Here is a 17139-nt window from a genome sequence, read left to right as displayed (position 1 = left end):
CAATAAAAACCAACAAAGAATGAGGCAAAGAACGATGATACAAACCACCTCTTTAAAACAAAAAGCAATACAATTCTTTCATATTTTATTTCCAATTCTGGTTACACAGATTGCTTTGTCAGCGATAACCTTCTTTGATACAAACATGTCAGGTAAGTTTAGTACAGCCGATCTGGCAGGTGTGGCGATAGGAACCAGTCTCTGGATCCCAATTCAAACGGGCTTAAGTGGAATCCTTATGGGGATTACCCCCATCGTCTCTCAGCTCATCGGAAGCAAAAAAGAAAAGGATGTAGCCTATCAAGTCACACAGGGAATCTGGTTATCACTGATCGTCTCTGTAATTGTCTTACTAATCGGGAGCTTCGCCTTGTCACCTATCCTTAATTTTATGAATCTGGAGCCGACTGTAAGAGATGTTGCATTTCGTTTCCTAAGTGCGATCTCCTTCGGAATTATCCCGCTGTTTGGATATACAGTTCTCCGTAGTTGTATAGACGCTCTGGGACAAACACGAGTGTCCATGTTGATCACACTCATAGCCCTACCCGTGAATGTTGGTTTGAACTACTTACTAATCTTCGGAAAATTCGGGTTTCCTCGACTTGGTGGTGTTGGAGCTGGAGTGGCATCAGCTATCACCTACTGGGTAATTTTTTCGGTTGCCCTGCTGTTCATTTATCGGGTAGAACCCTTTGCAAGCCTTAGAATCTTCCGAAAGTTCTTCTTTATATCGCTAAAAAGCTTCAAAGATCTACTGAAGATCGGTGTACCTATTGGCTTCTCGATTTTTTTTGAAACTGCAGTGTTCTCCGCTGTAACCTTGTTGATGAGTCGGTTCGATACTGTAACGATTGCAGCTCATCAAGCAGCCATTAATTTTGCAACTACGTTATATATGATTCCGCTCAGTATCTGTATGAGCCTTACCATTCTCGTCGGCTTCGAGACTGGATCCGGCAGGCAAAAGGATGCTCGTCAATATGCCATTATGGGAATTGGACTTGCGGCTATCCTCTCCCTGGCAACTGCACTCCTGCTCTTATTTGCTGGCCATCATGTAGCTGGTTTATACACTGATGAACCTGATGTCATATCATTAATTCAGCATTTCTTAATCTATGCGATCTTTTTCCAGATTTCCGATGCGATTGCAACACCTACACAAGGAGCACTTCGTGGCTATAAGGATGTTAATCCAGCCTTCATTATTTGCTTTATAGCTTATTGGGTTATAGGGCTTCCTACAGGCTATGTACTTGCTACTTATACGGATCTAGGAGCTTATGGTTATTGGATCGGCTTGATCACCGGTCTTGCGATTGGGGCTACATTGCTCTTGACTCGGCTTGTTAAAGTTCAACGCCGTTATGCCACACAATATGCAGACGCTCAAGCACATCACTAATAATCAAAAGAATACAAAAAAAGGAACAGTGCGAAATTCGCAGCTGTTCCTTTTTTGTATGTTAATTATTGAGAAAGACGGGATGCAAGCTCGTACAACTCCACGTCAAAGTCTTTCTTCGTATTCACTACAAGATCGATATCTGTAAGGGTTAGTTCTCCCTTGATGATACCGCAACCTTTATCAGACTCACCTTCAATTAGTTTACGAACGGCAAAGTCACCAAGACGGCTAGCAAGGTTCCGGTCTCCAGGTGTTGGTGTTCCTCCCCGCTGAATATGTCCAAGTACAGTAACCCGTGCATCCAGAGAAGCATGACGATCTTTCAACGCTTGGGCCACATCTTCGCCTTTACCCACACCTTCTGCAACGATGACGATACTGTGACGTTTACCTCTGACAAAGTTGTCGCGCATACGATCCGCAACTTCATTCAAGTCATATGGCATTTCTGGCACGAGAATTGTTTCTGCTCCAGAAGCCAGACCTGCATGTAGTGCGATATCTCCACAATGACGTCCCATAACTTCTACAATGGAAGAACGCTCATGGGAGGACATCGTGTCACGCAGCTTGTTAATAGCATCTACAACGACACCAACTGCTGTATCAAACCCGATGGTGTAATCCGTGTAGGAAATATCATTATCAATAGTTCCCGGTAATGCCATCGTCTTGATACCGAGTTTACTTAGTTTATTAGCACCTTTATAAGAACCATCTCCACCTATAACTACTAGGCCATCGATGCCCATTTCATTAAGAATATCTGCACCCTTTTGCTGACCTTCTGGTTTTGTGAACTCCAGACATCTTGCAGATTGCAGAATGGTTCCCCCACGTTGAATAATGTCACCAACACTGCGAAGATCCATAGGGAAGATATCGCGATTCAGAAGACCTTGATATCCACGTTGAACTCCAAAAACTTCAATGCCATAATAAAGTGCGCTTCTTACAACCGCACGAACAGCGGCGTTCATACCTTGTGAATCTCCACCACTAGTCAGTACTGCAATTTTTTTGATTTTTGACATTCTGTTGTTCCTCCTTAAAGTTGTGCAATGCCCCATCCGTTGTATAGATGAAGCTTCGCAGCCTTGTTACAAAAAACGATTGCGTATCCAGCGGCTATTAGCGAAGAAGAACAGCCTTGTAAGCGGACTTCCTCTCATCAGGCTTTTAGACACAGTGCGAACTTCCCGCTGTTCGCTAACTTTCGGATCAGATAAATAAAGTGCCAGCAATCCCTCAATCACCATACGATGCATAGATGATTCCGGAAGTTCACGTACATCCTTACGGGCCCACTCAACCATGGAAGCGATCCGACTTAACATGGTATCCGTGTCGTCATAATAATTGCAGAAATTAAGATCGCCGCCTGCTCGGTCCTCTTCCTGATCAATCAAATAATCCAGCATAATGTGCAATCCACAAACATGTGGAAAATATGCAGCTCGAATCGATTCCGAAGAAGACTTACTTAGCTTCGGATCACACGCAGATAGAAAAAGCATGAATACGCCTAAAGTAGAGCCCGTTGCAGCTGCAAACTCGTTCCAATGCAGATGCGGAGCACGGCTACCCTGCTGCTCCCACCATTCCTTCAGGGCTGTTTCCCTGAGTTCCGGGCGGATATGCTTATATACCTGCAAATCTGTATACAGCACAGCCAAATCACGAATCTCCGCTGCAGCAGCGGAATAACCTGGCAGCAAAGAGATCATCTCCTGGCATTTTCGAACTAGCCTATACAAGTACCCGCCGTCATTCTGTTCATCGCGAAGCGCATAATAATTGACAGGTTCAGCGTTTGGATCAATGGCATCCAGCATAGATTGATGCAGCAGCCTGAAATCTGCAGGATCAAGCGAAGTACTGCGATCACATAAGTTATCTAGATAATCACTGATAGTTTGATAAGCAACAATAAGCGGAATAAGTATATGTCTCATCGATAAATTGCCGGCGGCATAAATACCTCCACCTATGCAGTGAAACTCCTTTGTTTCAATGCTGGCAAGTGCTTGCTTCCGGAGCTCGGGATCGGGAATCCCATTCGCATCTTGGCGCCAGAAGTCCAGACTTTCTCTCACTTCTGGCAGCACGTACTTATAGACCCTGTTCATAAGCCCAATAGGGCCACGCGGGCTAAGGTAACGGCCTTGCTCTAATTCACTCAATGATAGTGCCTCCACATTGTTGTCTCCTTATCCAAATCACCACTTATTATAATATGATCAGACGTATTTGTACAAACAACAAAATCACTTTCGTAAAATTATGAAAGATTCAGAAATAACGCAATTCAAGAATAAAACACATAACCCTCCATTGCTTTATGCTATACTAGCCATATTTCAATCTCAGAGGAGTGCACTTTCATGTTTTCAAAACGGACCGGAAGCCCTTACAGCGATCAGAATTGGCTTCGTTCCTTTCTTTTTACGATTTATGGCACTAGCGTTCTTGTAGTATCCTACTTTCCTTTATTCTACACACATTTAGGGTTTAGCAGTTCTCAGGTGGGCTACTTGTATTCTCTCGGTCCCCTCATCTCCATCCTATCCAATCTCTTCTGGAGTATGATGAGCGATAAGCTAGGTACCATTCGAAAAATCATGTTTATTTTACTCGCGGGGCAATTAGTTACCGGACTTCTATTAGCCAGAGCGACCGACTTTTCTTCCGTTATGCTTATTTTGTCCTTTTTCTACTTCTTCTATTACCCAGTTTTTCCGCTTGCTGATACAATGGCCATCAAAATTGCGGAGCGACACGGACGAAACTTCATTACAATTCGTGTATTTGGCTCATTAGGCTATTCTTTCTTTGCTTTAACCGTCGGGTATGCGCTTAGAGCTTTAGGTGCTACTTGGAGTCTTACCTTATGTATTATTATCATTATAATCGCACTTCTAATTACAATTGGCCTAAAGGATGTCAAAAAAACTGTTCCAGAGCTCCCCAATCAGAAAGCTGTTACTACCAAACCAGGCAAGAAAGAGCATGGGCTTAAAGATATTCTTTTGCGAAAAGAAGTGCTGTGGTTCTTCGGATGTGTCTTTGTACTCGCACTGGGCCATAGAATGAACGAAGCTTTTCTCACCATCAGTTTAAAGAACCTGGGCGCTGGTGAGGAAGTGATCGGCTGGGCATTACTTGCCTCGGCACTAAGTGAAATCCCTGTATTATTTATACTCGGAAAATACGGCGACAAATTTAAAGAACTGCCCTTATTAATTTTAGCCAGTCTCATGTATGCCCTTCGCTTTCTACTAATGGCGCTCGCCGATCACCCAGGCTCTATAATCGCGATTCAAGCCTTGCATAGCCTGACATTTGGCGTCTTTTTTGTAACATGTGTCCGTTATATCACTCGGATTATTCCTGATCGTCTCCGAGCAACCGGTCTTGCAATCTACACAGTTGTTTGGTCAAGTGCAGCTGGACTTCTAAGTGGTACATTTGGTGGAATGATCTATCAGGAAGCTGGACGCTTCACCTTCTATATGGTAGCGGTTGCCTTCAGCCTTCTTGCTTTTGTAGGCTTTTTAGGACAGCATTTATTGGATACCCATCGAGATTCAATGCGCTATTTCAAGAATAAGAACAAAAAAGCTTCCCTATAATAGAACACTTCTGATACTCAAAAATATTAAAAGGTCTTTGCTATCCCTTCACTTGGGAATGCAAAGACCTTTCATCTAAATTGATGTCTATTAGACGTAAAAAAACACAGTTCCCGAAAGAACTGTGTTCTATAGTTGGTAACCACTCTTGCAAGGGCTTGCCAAGTAAATTATATATTTATAGCAGACAGCTTAACTGTCTTTGCCGTTTCTTATAATTTTACTACGTTTTCAGCTTGCGGTCCACGATTACCATCAGTGATATCGAATTCTACTTCTTGACCTTCGTCCAAAGTTTTGAATCCTTCACCTTGAATTGCTGAGAAGTGTACGAATACATCTTCGCCGCCTTCTACTTGAAGAAAACCATAACCTTTTTCTGCGTTAAACCATTTTACTGTACCTTTCAATTGAACAACCTCCTAAAAATAACCGCCATATATGGCGTATAACTATATTATACTGCAATCTTCTACTCAAATCAATCTATCTGGATCTTTAAATATGTGATTTAATTTGCTTTTCCCTTGACCAGTGCGTTATCATTGAGCCAAAAGCCAAAAATCGCCAGGGTGGTAATGATAATGATCAAAAAACATGAAATATACAAAACAGACAAATGGAATATGATGACGGTAGAAGTTCAAGGACGTTATATCGTACTTCGCGAAATCTCCGATCAATGGGGAGAAGAAACACATACTTTCCTTAGTCGTCCAGCTATGATGCAGTGGGTGAACAACCGATTCAACAAAGAATCTTATAAAGATAATGAAGAAGAGTATAAAAATATCATCGCAGCCTTCAAACAGGTATAACAGAACATGAACACAGAAAATATCGCGATTTATGTTGTCCTAGTCTTATGTCTAGGCGCAGTTCTAATTATGACCAAGGATCGTGTCCCGCCGCAGTTTAAGCGGGGCATGGCCTTAACTGCAGTCATTATGATTCTGTTCGCCTTCATCTTTGTTATTTATAGCTTATTGGCATAACTTATACTTTCATATATTTAAAGAAGACTAAATATTAATAATCAGGACTTAATAGGGCATAATAAGCCGACTCTACTTTCAAGAGGAGGATGTTATGCCTATTTCACCCAAGTCCATCCCTCTTCTACTTGTGCTCAGCTTGCTACCGGGTGATTTATCATCTACAGTATTGCCGAGGGAGATTATGCCTACTACATCTCATCATTCTAGGAGGGTTTCTATGGAAAAATTATTGAAAAGAAGCGAAGTACCTGCTGAGAATCGTTGGAAGCTTGAAGATGTGTTTGCTTCTCAGAAGGATTGGGATGCAGAATTTGCTGAAGCTAAATCCTTAATCAAAAAAGCTGCGGATTTTCAGGGTACACTAGATTCCGCGGATGCTCTAAAAAAATGTTTTGAAATGGATGACAAGCTGTCCATCCTAACTGAACGACTCTTCGTGTATGCACATATGCGTCAAGATGAAGACACAGCTAAACCTGACTCTCAAGCTTTGTCCTCCAAAGCGAAAAAGCTTGGTATTGAAGCAGGTGAAGCTTTATCTTTTGTAACCCCAGAAATTCTGGCGTTACCAGTTGAGAAGTTGGACCAGTTCATCGCTGATCCGAACCTATCCGCTTATAAATTCACCTTAACTGAAATGAAACGTGAAAAAGCCCATGTGCTTTCTAAAGCTGAAGAAGCACTGCTAGCTCAGGTCGGAAATTTAGCTCAAGCACCTCAGAATATTTTCAGTATGCTGAACAATGCGGATCTGAAATTCCCTAAGATCAAAGATGAGGATGGCAAAGAAGTTGAGCTGACTCATGGCAACTATATCAAGTTTCTCGAAAGTAACGACCGTGAGGTTCGCCGAAATGCTTTTAAGGCAGTCTACGATACCTACCGGAAGCAGAAGAACACTATCGCAGCAACGCTTAGCGCGAATGTGAATAAAAATGTGTTCTACTCACGAATTCGCAAATATCCTTCTGTAATGGAAATGTCACTCTATGGTGATAACATTCCTAAAGAGGTTTACACCAACTTGATTGATACGATTCACGAAAGCCTTCCATTGATGCACCGTTATATGAATCTGCGTCAGAAGCTGCTGGGTGTCGATGAGTTACATATGTATGATCTGTTTGCACCGCTTGTTGATGAATATAAATTAGATATCACCTATGAAGAAGCCAAGAAAATCACTAAAGAGGGTCTCAAACCGCTCGGTGAAGATTATCTGAATGTGCTGCAAAAAGGCTACGACAACGGATGGATCGATGTGTATGAGAACGAGAATAAACGGTCCGGGGCTTACAGCTGGGGGCCATACGGTACGCATCCTTTCGTACTGCTGAACCATAATGATAATTTAAACAGTATGTTTACACTGGCACATGAGATGGGCCATGCATTACACTCGTATTTTTCGGATAACGCTCTAAATTATCGGGATGCGCAATATACGATTTTCCTAGCAGAGGTTGCTTCTACTACTAACGAGGCGCTGCTAATGGATTATTTACTCAAAAAGTCTACAGATCCTAAAGAAAAAATGTATTTACTCACCTACTATGCTGATCAGTTCCGGACAACGATTTTCCGGCAGACGATGTTCGCTGAGTTCGAGAAAATCATTCATCAGCGTGTTGAAGAAGGTGAATCGCTTACTCCACAAGATCTTTCGAGCATCTACTATGACCTGAATGTTAAGTACTATGGTAAAGAAATGGTTGTAGATCAGGATATCGAGATGGAATGGGCGCGGATTCCGCATTTCTATAACAGCTTCTATGTTTATAAATACGCAACCGGCTTCTCAGCAGCGACTAGCTTTGCCAAACAAATTCTTGAAGAAGGCAAACCTGCGGTGGATCGTTACCTCGGCTTCCTGAAGAGTGGCGGCAGTGACTACTCCATTAATATTCTGTCTAAAGCTGGTGTTGATATGTCTTCTCCTGAGCCGATTCGCGAAGCGATGAGTGTCTTCGAAGATGTTATCGCTCAAATGGAACAGTTGACCAAATAAGGCAGAGAGCTTAGTATTGCATTAATCCCTTGCCCTATTTGGGCAAGGGATTTTATTCTGTTATATCCCCTGAGGAGGAAGAATTCAATGAGAATTCAATGGTCTTTAATTGCAGGTCTAATCTTTGCGCTGCTAACAGCCATATTTGCAGTCATCAACGTGGATCCCGTTCAAGTCAATTTCGGTTTTGATGTAGTTAATATACCGCTGATCCTAGTTATTCTGGGCTGCGCGTTAATTGGTGGAATCATCGTGGGTTCTTACGGTATTTTTCGCCAGTACAAACTACAAAAACAAATTAAAAGCTTAAATGCTGAGCTAACCAAACTTCGTGATGCCGACACTTCTTTAGATTCTTTTAACACAGATAATGATGGCCTAACAGGAGGACTTAACTAATGATTACTATTCAACCAAACGAAGATTACATACTCTCAATCCTAAAAAAATTGCTTGATACACCGAGCCCCAGCGGCTTCACAGCACAAGTAATGAACCTTGTTGCCGAAGAAGCGGCAGCATTAAATGTGCCGCTAAGCTGGAATGAAAAAGGCGGCGTAATTCTAACCGTCCCAGGCCTAGATCCTTCCCGTACTATCGGCATCAGCGCTCACGTGGATACACTTGGAGGCATGGTTCGCTCTATTAAATCTGATGGTACACTGCGACTGACCTCTGTTGGTGGCTTCACTATGCACAGCATCGAGAATGAATACTGTGTGATCCATACCCGCAGCGGCAGAACCTATACTGGAACCATCTTAACCAGCCATCCATCTGTTCACGTATATCCAGATGCTCGTGATTTCAAACGTTCAGAGGAGAACATGGAAGTACGGATTGATGAGCTTGTATCTAACAAAGAAGATGTACTTAAGCTAGGCATCTCCGTTGGTGATTTCATTTCCTTCGATGCACGTGCGGTGATTACACCTAGCGGGTATATTAAATCCCGACATCTGGATGACAAAGCGAGCGTTGCTGCCCTTCTTGGCCTGCTGGAAAGCATGAAGCGCGAAGGCTGGAAACCGCTCCACAACCTTTCTTTCCTCATCTCCAACTATGAGGAAGTGGGACATGGCACAGCTTGGATTCCTGGCGAGATTAATGAAATGATCGCAGTCGATATGGGCGCCATGGGCGACGATCTTAGCTGTAAAGAAACCGATGTGTCCATCTGTGCAAAAGATTCTTCCGGCCCTTATGATTATGTTATGACTGGCCGTTTGATTGAGCTGGCAGAAGCACTTGCTATTCCTTATGCCGTTGATATCTATCCAATGTACGGCTCCGATGCTTCCGCTGCCCTTCGAGGCGGCAATAATATTCGTGCCGCACTGATCGGCCCAGGCGTACACGCCTCCCACTCTATGGAACGTACACATAAGCAAGCTGTAGTAAACACTGCTAAGCTTCTCGCTGCTTATGTGGGCACTAACTGAGGCAAGTACTGGCAAGTTAAAGCAGCTCTGGAGACGTAGACAATGGCTGATAGTCTCACTTCTACTGCTCATGATAGCAGTATCAGCAATCTCGATGTTCCTGTTTTCCAGAAGCCACAAGGAAAATCCCTTTGATGGTCTTCCACACGCTTACACTTATTTAGAGACCGTGAGTCCAGAAAATGTTCAACTCTATATGATGTCACTTTCACCCGAAGATATTAAACTCAGAGCCGCTGGTGCACCCCTTCAGCAGGTGATTGCTTATGGGATTAATGGAGGCTTCTTCTATGGAGATGCACTTCTATCCATTGCTATCATGAATGATATCCCCACTAACGGTGTTAAAAAGGCGTACGGCTCCGGCTGGTTTAACGCTAAATATGCGCGCGGAACCCTGGTCTGGGATGGTGCCAGTCGTAGCTTTTCCGTACAGGTCGTCTCATCGGGAGAAGAATTGAACGTTACGGATCGCCAGCATTATTTTGCGCAAGGCGGCATTAGTATGAATCTGCAGGATGAGGATCTCTGGGAAGTTGTGATAGCGAAAGAACATCTTCCTTATTCGGATGAGAAACGAATGCGCTCAGGCATGCTGTATGACGATAATGGCAAGCTGTGGCTGATTGTTACGCCAACACTCTCGACGGCGGCAGAGTTCCGTTCAGCCATCCTACAGAGCGTGCCTGCTGAAGGTCTCGAAGGTATCTTTCTAGATGGTGATGGCTCCTCACAGATGAATGCTGATGAAATCATCTTACCTGGCGACTCTCGTGCCGTGGTGCAAATGATCGCGGTGGACGGAACGAAATAAAGCAAAAAGAAGCGATACTCTACTATTAGAGATCGCTTCTTTTTGTGATTTTATTCAATCCCAGACTTGCCCCAGCTTATCTGAGTAATATGAAATAGCCTTACTATAACTTCTTATTCCTTCATCCGCTGAGGTTTCAGCCAGCAATTTAAGTAACATCCCCATAGCCAGACTATGATCTCCGAGATTGTGCAAGGTCATTGCAAGGAACACCGGAAATTCCTTATTCTCTGGGTACTCTTGAATGGCCTGCTCCAATATTGCTTTGGAATTCTCATATTCTCCGAGTGTTCGGTAGGTGCTGCCCAGTCCCAATAGAGCGCCGACTCTCTGCTCCGTAGATAAGCCTAGTGTTAAGCTTTTCTCATAATAGGGTACTGCCTCGCGTTCCAGACCGAGCACATCATGCGTCCACGCTAATTGATACAGAAGTTCTGCATCATTACTATTCTGCTCATATAGCTCTAACAGATCACTCTGGCTTCTTCAGCTTTACCTTCGTTTCGCAGGGCTACAGCTTCCACAAGTTGATTCTCCAAACTGAGCCCTCCCTTATTGTCACACATGGACAATCCGTTTTATGCTTTACCAGCGATTTTCTCTGCAAGCTCATTCAGATAGGTCCAGCGCTCCATTAGACGCTCCAGCTCGGCTTCGGCAAGCCGCTGCTCTTCCACTAGCTCCTGCAGTCTCCCAGAGTCAGCAAACGCTGCTTCCATCTCCGCACTAATATCAGTCAAGCGCTGTTCTGCAAGCTCGATCTGCTCGTCAATTCCTTCATATTCACGCTGTTCCTTAAAACTGAATTTGAGTTTGGTCTTGGAAGCTGATGATGCCGCTGTGTTACTGACTGTTTCTGTAGTCTCTTTACCCTTTGCATTACCGTCATCTTTGTTCGATTCTGCATTGCGTGAAGGAACATTTTTGGCCAGCCATTCTTCATATTCCGTATAATCGCCAACATGAAGCCGAATTTCTCCATTTTCAAAGGCAATTAGCTTGTCAATAGTCCGATCCAGGAAATAACGGTCATGGGATACGGTAAAGACGACGCCCGGGAATTCATCCAGATAGTCTTCTAAAACAGCCAACGTGCCAATATCCAAGTCGTTCGTAGGCTCATCCAACAGCAATACGTTTGGTGCTCCCATCAATACACGAAGCAGATACAGGCGTCGTTTTTCGCCACCAGACAGTTTGGAAATCGGCGTCCATTGCATCGCAGGAGGGAACAAGAAGCGTTCGAGCATTTGGCCTGCGGTAATGACGCTACCATCAGCTGTACGTATGACTTCCGCTTCTTCCTTCACATATTCAATAGCTCGCATGCTGTCATCCATATCCTGATGTTCTTGCGTAAAGTAACCCAACTTAACCGTCGCACCAAGCTGAACCTCTCCCTTATCCGGCTGCAGCTTACCTGCAATCAGATTCAGAAGTGTTGATTTACCGCTACCATTTGGACCTACAATACCTACGCGATCTTGTGGTACAGCAATATAGGTCAGATCTTTAATCAACTGACGACCATCCAGCGATTTCGACAGTTCATTGATTTCAATGATTTTGCGACCCAAACGTGTGGATGCCACCGAAATATCCAGCGAACCGTTCGAACTGCTTCCTGTACTTTCTTTCAGCTTCTCAAAACGGTCGATTCTTGCCTTTTGTTTCGTTGATCGAGCTTTAGCTCCACGACGAATCCAAGCAAGCTCCGTACGAAGCAGGTTCTTACGCTTTTGCTCCGCAGAGGCTTCACGCTCTTCACGGTCGGCTTTTAGCTCTAGAAAACGGGAATAGTTGGCCTCATAACGGTATAACTGTCCTCCGTCCAGCTCTAGCATGACACTTGCGACACGCTCCAGGAAGTAACGATCATGCGTTACCATTAAGAGAGCGCCGCGCCGTTTCTGTAAATATTGCTCTAGCCAAGCCACGGAGTCCGTATCAATATGGTTCGTAGGCTCATCCAGAATAAGAAGCTCAGATGGCGTAATCAGGGCAGCCGCAAGTGCTACACGTTTCCGTTGACCACCAGACAGCGTATCCATCAGCGCATCGAATTTCACTATACCCAGCTTAGTAAGTACGCTCTTAGCTTCACTCTCCAAATGCCAAGTACCTGCTGCATCGATAGCCTGCCCAATCCGCACCAGTTTGCCTTCCAGTTCTGCATTACCTGGCTCTTTTTCAAGGCGAGACATGATCTCCATATACTCACGCATGGTGGCAAGATCTGGATCATCTCCGGCGAAGACCTGTTGCAGTACTGTATTTGTCGGCTCATAAGGAGGGTTCTGTGCCAAGTACTGCACTCGAACATTATTTCCGATCGCAATTTGCCCACCATCCGGGGTATCCAGACCGGCAATAATACGTAAAAACGTTGATTTACCCGTTCCATTCACACCGATCAAACCAATTTTATCCCGATCGTCCATACCAAATGAAGCATCACTAAAAAGTACTTTCTCTCCATAACTTTTGGAAAGATGTTCCACGGTCATAATATTCATGCTATTTCCTCGCTTGCCTTATATTTTCATAAAACCGGTCGCAGCATGAAGCTGCTATTCCACCGGTCTATCATCCTGACCTAAATTCAAGTAATCCATAGCCCCTTTAATAAAAAGACCCGCAGCGAAACCAGCGCGTTTATACGCATCTTCTTCCTTAAAAGATGGATCGAACAAAATATCCATCTTCAGTCGATCCAACATCCCTATGTAGGACTGCGCCATAAGCTCAGGCTCAGACACTCCGCCCTCCAGTAATACCTTCACCACTGCCTGCATATATTCTTCCATAAAAAGCGTCATATACGCCACAAGCTCTGGGTTATTGTTCGGTGCGCGGAAAAAGAGCTTCGTGTGTCGCTTACGCTCATAATAATAGTAAAGATGATGTTTGGCGATAATTGACAGTTTACCTGCCAAAGTATCACTAGCCTTCAGCTTTTCCTGTAATTGCTGAAGGAATCCCTCACAATCCCGGCGCGTTACCGCCATGAACAATTCTTCTTTACTCTTGAAGTATAAATAAACGGTGCCCTTAGCAATTCCGGCCTGAACCGCAATGTCCGACATCTTCGTTTCGTAAAATCCACCTGAACCGAAGAGCTCGTATGCGGCATCCAGAATGGCAGTATGTTTATGATTGGACGTGCTGCTCATCGGTTCCTCCTTTAAAACATCATCCCACACAATAAGGCAATAGCCCCTCCGACGATAGAGCTAATAGCATTGACTGCATCATTAGTCATCCACTTCCAGCCACGTGCGTATTCAACCTTTTTACCGCAGTGATGTGTACTTTCCACTTCGCGTCCGCAAACGGTGCAACGATTCATCAGCTGAACGGTTGCCCCTAGTATAGAATCCGTGAACGCACCCGCAAGTCCTCCTGTGAGTCCTGCCAATGTAAGCAACAAGAAGGATTGATCTGGCATGCCAGATATCATCCGTAGCAGCCATGAAGATGCACCGATAAGTGCACCTCCTGCGGCGGCGGCCAGCGTACCCAGGCTTGATACGCCACCTGAGGCACCGGCAGGAAGTATTTTACCTGTCAGGACAGACCGAGGCAGCTTCTTGCTGAGTGTACCAATCTCCGTAGCCCATGTATCAGAGGTTACCGTTGCCATAACGCCGATAAATAAAAATTCCCAATGTTCCATCGGAACAATCGCATTCAATAGAACGAAAACCATCCCAAGCCCACCATTAGCAAAGACCTGCCCAGCATCTCGGCGACCTGTCTTGGCATAAGTCAGCTCAAGCTCTGCCTTATTATCATGATGAAGCTTAGACAACAGGCTTGAAGAGATGAAAAAAACCAACAATATTCCAAACCAAAAGGCATTTCCAGCACCAAAATAAATGGTCCCCATGGCTACCGCGGCAAGCATGCCGGAAAGGCTTAAGGATTGTTTCCTATAAGCCGCCCCCGCAACTAACAAAGCGCCAAAGGCGCCGATAATCCATAACATAGATTCATCTCCAACAGATGTTTTTAGCCGATCAGGCAAGTCCCCATCAGCTTGTCACCCCAGTACAATTCAAACGAATCTCCTGATACGGTAGAGCCTACACCTTCTGGTGTTCCTGTGAATATCACATCATCTTTACCCAGCCCGTAACGCGCAGCGATAAAATCGACAATTTTTTGGAGCGAAAAAATCATATTTTTAACATTACCTCGCTGAACTTCAACACCATTTTTTAAAACCGTGAAATCCGTTCCTTCCAGCTCTTCCTTGTCAGGAAACGCAATGTAAGGTGTGAGTGGAGCAGCGTTCTTAAAGCCTTTAGCCGGAGTCCAAGGCAGACCTTTCTTCTGCAGATCATTATGCACATCACGCAGTGTGAAATCCAGTCCCAGAGCCATAACATCCACCAGATCCTCCACGCTCATACCCGGTACATAATCACGCGCGATCCGTAGCACAAGTTCTCCTTCATAATGAACCTGACCTGAATCCTTTGGAAGCTGAATGACTGCTTTATCGAGGGAAACCGCCGCATGTGAGGGCTTCAAAAAAATGAGTGGCTCTACGGGGGCATTATTTCCTAATTCCTCCGCATGTAGCTTGTAGTTCCGTCCAACACAATACAAATTATTAACAGCAGCGCACACAGACAATCAGCTCTCTTTCCCATCGAATTGGATTATTTATACTTTTAGAAATGTATCGCCCCAGATATCCGGACGGTTTGTACAAATCATTATATCAGAATGCATATCTGCTAAGCGACGCATCTCTTTTCCTTTGTTCACTGTCCAAGCCATAATCTTCACACCTTGCTCCGTCAAAACCTTAGCCAATCTAGGATTTAAACGCGAGAAGCTAATCGACAAAAGAGAACACTCCAGTTCATGCAGCCTTCGAGCAGGATTACCAAACCTTGAATCAAAAATTAAGCCTGTACGAAAGCGGGGGTCTATTTCCTTGATTTTTTTCAACACATCTGTGTCAAAAGAGGTCAAAATCACGTCGTCCCGCATGCCTTTAGAGGAAATAAGATCCGTCACCTTCTGTTCGATGCCAGGATACATATTGCCCACTGTTTTCAGTTCAATATTGAGACGAAGTCTACCGGAGGCTAATGAGAGCACCTCTTCCAAGGAAGGCACCCGCTCTCCCCGAAAAGAACGCCCTTTCCAGCTACCCGCATCGAGACGCCGGATATGTTCCCAATCCATATTCTTCACCTTACCATGACCATTGGTTGTACGGTCCAGTGTAAAGTCATGAATGACAACAGGAACACCGTCCTTCGAGAGCTGGACATCCAATTCCATCCAGTGTACAAAAGGCATGGCAATGGCCATCCGGATCGCTGCTAATGTATTCTCCGGAGCTTTACCGGAAAATCCCCGATGGGCAACACATAAATTGTTCATCATAAGGACCTCCCAGGAACCCTATTTTGTAACTTGAGTCACTTTGCCGTCACTGTTGATCTTAACTCGACCAGCAGATAAAGACTCTATTTTTTTCAGCAAAAGCTGTCCGTTCACCTGATTCATGGGCACGGGCTGAGCTAGCTCAGCAGTCATAGGCTTCAGCTGTAATGAACATTGACCTTTTTTACTACATTCCGCCTGAAATACAGCAGTTTCCCAAGTGGCAGGTACCGTTGATCTCGTAAAAATAAAATTACCAGTGCTGTAGGCGATCCACTTGCCTTTGTACGGCTCCACACCTTGCAATACATGTGGGTGACCACCAATGACAAGATCAGCTCCCGCATCGACAAAGCTACGTCCAAGGGTCTGCTGAGTATTATCGAACTGCTCTACCCGTTCTTTACCCCAATGGACAACTACGACAACCAAATCAGCTTTTTGTTTAGCTGCAGCAATCGCTTTAAGTCCTTCTCTACTATCATATACTGAAGCAAGCCCGGGTTTATTTTTTCCCGCCATCCAATCAGATGCAGGAATCACCCGTGTGAACCCCAGCAAGGCGATCTTAATCCCTTTACGCTCAAAATATTGCGCTGAGAATGCTTCTTTACTGTTGAGTCCAGCACCAACATAAGGAATGCCTCTTTCCGAGAGATGACTCAGCGTGTCTCGCAGGCCTTCCTCCCCTTGATCAAGCGTGTGATTGTTCGCCATATTTACTGCATCCACTCCGGCTGCTTTAAGAGCATCTAGTGCTTTGGGCGAGCCTTTGAATACGTATTGCTTATTAGCGGCGCCAACCCCACCCGTGGTCACAGGAGTCTCCAGATTCACAATCGTAAGATCATCCTTCTTGAACATTCCATCGAGCGCGGCATACGAATAGTCGTAACCTTTCTTTTCGAGCAATTCCCCGGCTTTCCCCGAAAAAATAACATCTCCACCAAAATTCAAGGTCACTGTATTGCCAGAAGCCTGGTCATCTGATGGAAGTCCAGACACAGAACCACCATCTGCGACTTGGGAGCTACCTTCATCTGGCGAAGGGGTCTCAGTTGGTACAGGCGCCTGTGTTTCAACATTTTCTTCTCTCTTTGGCTCTGGTGTAGGTGTAGCTTCCGGGGTTACCGTTGGAGAAGGGATGGGAGACTCCGTGGCTTCAGGCGTTGCAGTCACTATAGGTGCTGTCTCCTGAGCAGTACTTTCCGGAGTAGGCGAAGCCGTCATTTGCGCCACTGGAGGTGGCTCAGAACTTCCCTTGAATCTGTCATCCATAAAACTATAGCTGAGCGCCACAATAATCAACAGAAGTAGACCTGCATTGACCCACATCCAGGCCGTTCTGCGCTTACGTTTGCTCTTATGTTTGTTCTTCTGTCTAGAACGCGATCGCGGCGGATACATTGTTTCTATGATCTCCTCTAC

The 17139-nt window shown here is 44.7% G+C and carries 18 protein-coding genes; 8 read left to right on the top strand and 10 right to left on the bottom strand.

From position 1 onward, the window contains the following. The first annotated feature begins 34 nt into the window (after positions 1 to 34). Positions 35 to 1408 carry an MATE family efflux transporter gene (locus MKX41_RS03420; RefSeq protein ID WP_340968690.1) on the top strand — a complete coding sequence of 458 codons (1374 nt, stop codon included), beginning with the start codon at positions 35 to 37 and terminating at the stop codon, positions 1406 to 1408. 65 nt (positions 1409 to 1473) lie between these two features. Here MKX41_RS03420 and pfkA read toward each other — a convergent pair whose 3' ends face one another. Beyond that, positions 1474 to 2445 carry a 6-phosphofructokinase gene (gene pfkA, locus MKX41_RS03415; RefSeq protein WP_042126307.1) on the bottom strand — a complete coding sequence of 324 codons (972 nt, stop codon included), beginning with the start codon at positions 2443 to 2445 and terminating at the stop codon, positions 1474 to 1476. Between the two features lie 66 nt (positions 2446 to 2511). Beyond that, on the bottom strand, positions 2512 to 3594 hold the full coding sequence (locus MKX41_RS03410) for a tetraprenyl-beta-curcumene synthase family protein (protein WP_042193615.1): 1083 nt from the start codon (positions 3592 to 3594) through the stop codon (positions 2512 to 2514). A 201-nt stretch (positions 3595 to 3795) separates the two neighbouring features. Here MKX41_RS03410 and MKX41_RS03405 point away from each other — a divergent pair, with 201 nt between their 5' ends. Continuing rightward, on the top strand, positions 3796 to 5043 hold the full coding sequence (locus tag MKX41_RS03405; protein ID WP_340968688.1) for an MFS transporter: 1248 nt from the start codon (positions 3796 to 3798) through the stop codon (positions 5041 to 5043). Positions 5044 to 5255: 212 nt separating this feature from the next. On the opposite strand, the gene MKX41_RS03400 is transcribed toward MKX41_RS03405, so the two are convergent. Then, entirely contained in the window at positions 5256 to 5453 is a 198-nt protein-coding gene (locus MKX41_RS03400; protein WP_042126303.1) for a cold shock domain-containing protein, read from the bottom strand. 174 nt (positions 5454 to 5627) lie between these two features. Between MKX41_RS03400 and MKX41_RS03395 the strand changes: the two genes are divergently transcribed. From MKX41_RS03395 to MKX41_RS03370, 6 genes are all read left to right on the top strand, one after another. Continuing rightward, the gene (locus MKX41_RS03395; protein ID WP_036689271.1) at positions 5628 to 5861 is read left to right on the top strand and encodes a hypothetical protein; all 234 of its coding nucleotides are present in this window, start codon (positions 5628 to 5630) and stop codon (positions 5859 to 5861) included. A 6-nt stretch (positions 5862 to 5867) separates the two neighbouring features. Then, on the top strand, positions 5868 to 6038 hold the full coding sequence (locus MKX41_RS03390; RefSeq protein ID WP_167348490.1) for a hypothetical protein: 171 nt from the start codon (positions 5868 to 5870) through the stop codon (positions 6036 to 6038). A 220-nt stretch (positions 6039 to 6258) separates the two neighbouring features. Then, the gene (gene pepF / locus MKX41_RS03385; protein ID WP_340968686.1) at positions 6259 to 8049 is read left to right on the top strand and encodes an oligoendopeptidase F; all 1791 of its coding nucleotides are present in this window, start codon (positions 6259 to 6261) and stop codon (positions 8047 to 8049) included. An 87-nt stretch (positions 8050 to 8136) separates the two neighbouring features. Continuing rightward, positions 8137 to 8448, top strand: a complete 312-nt coding sequence (locus MKX41_RS03380; RefSeq protein ID WP_042186819.1) for a LapA family protein — start codon at positions 8137 to 8139, stop codon at positions 8446 to 8448. A gap of 2 nt (positions 8449 to 8450) precedes the next feature. Next, the gene (locus tag MKX41_RS03375; RefSeq protein ID WP_042193612.1) at positions 8451 to 9491 is read left to right on the top strand and encodes a M42 family metallopeptidase; all 1041 of its coding nucleotides are present in this window, start codon (positions 8451 to 8453) and stop codon (positions 9489 to 9491) included. Beyond that, positions 9475 to 10305 carry a hypothetical protein gene (locus tag MKX41_RS03370; protein WP_340968685.1) on the top strand — a complete coding sequence of 277 codons (831 nt, stop codon included), beginning with the start codon at positions 9475 to 9477 and terminating at the stop codon, positions 10303 to 10305. The genes MKX41_RS03375 and MKX41_RS03370 overlap by 17 nt, the downstream gene beginning before the upstream one ends. 54 nt (positions 10306 to 10359) lie before the next feature. Here MKX41_RS03370 and MKX41_RS03365 read toward each other — a convergent pair whose 3' ends face one another. The 7 genes from MKX41_RS03365 to MKX41_RS03335 all read right to left on the bottom strand — a co-directional run bounded on the left by MKX41_RS03365 (position 10360) and on the right by MKX41_RS03335 (position 17118). Next, the gene (locus MKX41_RS03365) at positions 10360 to 10707 is read right to left on the bottom strand and encodes a tetratricopeptide repeat protein (protein ID WP_340968684.1); all 348 of its coding nucleotides are present in this window, start codon (positions 10705 to 10707) and stop codon (positions 10360 to 10362) included. Positions 10708 to 10883: 176 nt separating this feature from the next. After that, positions 10884 to 12821, bottom strand: a complete 1938-nt coding sequence (locus MKX41_RS03360) for an ABC-F family ATP-binding cassette domain-containing protein (protein WP_339270247.1) — start codon at positions 12819 to 12821, stop codon at positions 10884 to 10886. Between the two features lie 54 nt (positions 12822 to 12875). Next, positions 12876 to 13478 (bottom strand): TetR/AcrR family transcriptional regulator, encoded by a 603-nt coding sequence (locus MKX41_RS03355; RefSeq protein WP_149643945.1) that lies wholly within the window; start codon positions 13476 to 13478, stop codon positions 12876 to 12878. A gap of 11 nt (positions 13479 to 13489) precedes the next feature. Beyond that, positions 13490 to 14293, bottom strand: a complete 804-nt coding sequence (locus MKX41_RS03350; protein ID WP_340968682.1) for a DUF92 domain-containing protein — start codon at positions 14291 to 14293, stop codon at positions 13490 to 13492. Between the two features lie 23 nt (positions 14294 to 14316). After that, positions 14317 to 14940 carry a fumarylacetoacetate hydrolase family protein gene (locus tag MKX41_RS03345; RefSeq protein WP_340974806.1) on the bottom strand — a complete coding sequence of 208 codons (624 nt, stop codon included), beginning with the start codon at positions 14938 to 14940 and terminating at the stop codon, positions 14317 to 14319. A gap of 36 nt (positions 14941 to 14976) precedes the next feature. Continuing rightward, positions 14977 to 15708 carry a glycerophosphodiester phosphodiesterase gene (locus tag MKX41_RS03340; RefSeq protein ID WP_445253225.1) on the bottom strand — a complete coding sequence of 244 codons (732 nt, stop codon included), beginning with the start codon at positions 15706 to 15708 and terminating at the stop codon, positions 14977 to 14979. A gap of 21 nt (positions 15709 to 15729) precedes the next feature. Next, positions 15730 to 17118, bottom strand: coding sequence for a CapA family protein (locus MKX41_RS03335; protein WP_340968681.1), 1389 nt, complete (start codon positions 17116 to 17118; stop codon positions 15730 to 15732). Positions 17119 to 17139 lie beyond the last annotated feature (21 nt).

It is taken from the genome of Paenibacillus sp. FSL R5-0475, from assembly GCF_038004585.1.
In the GTDB taxonomy this organism is placed as follows: domain Bacteria; phylum Bacillota; class Bacilli; order Paenibacillales; family Paenibacillaceae; genus Paenibacillus_AQ.
Note: the sequence above shows the minus strand (reverse complement) of the source record. Positions and strands in the feature narration are given on the sequence as shown.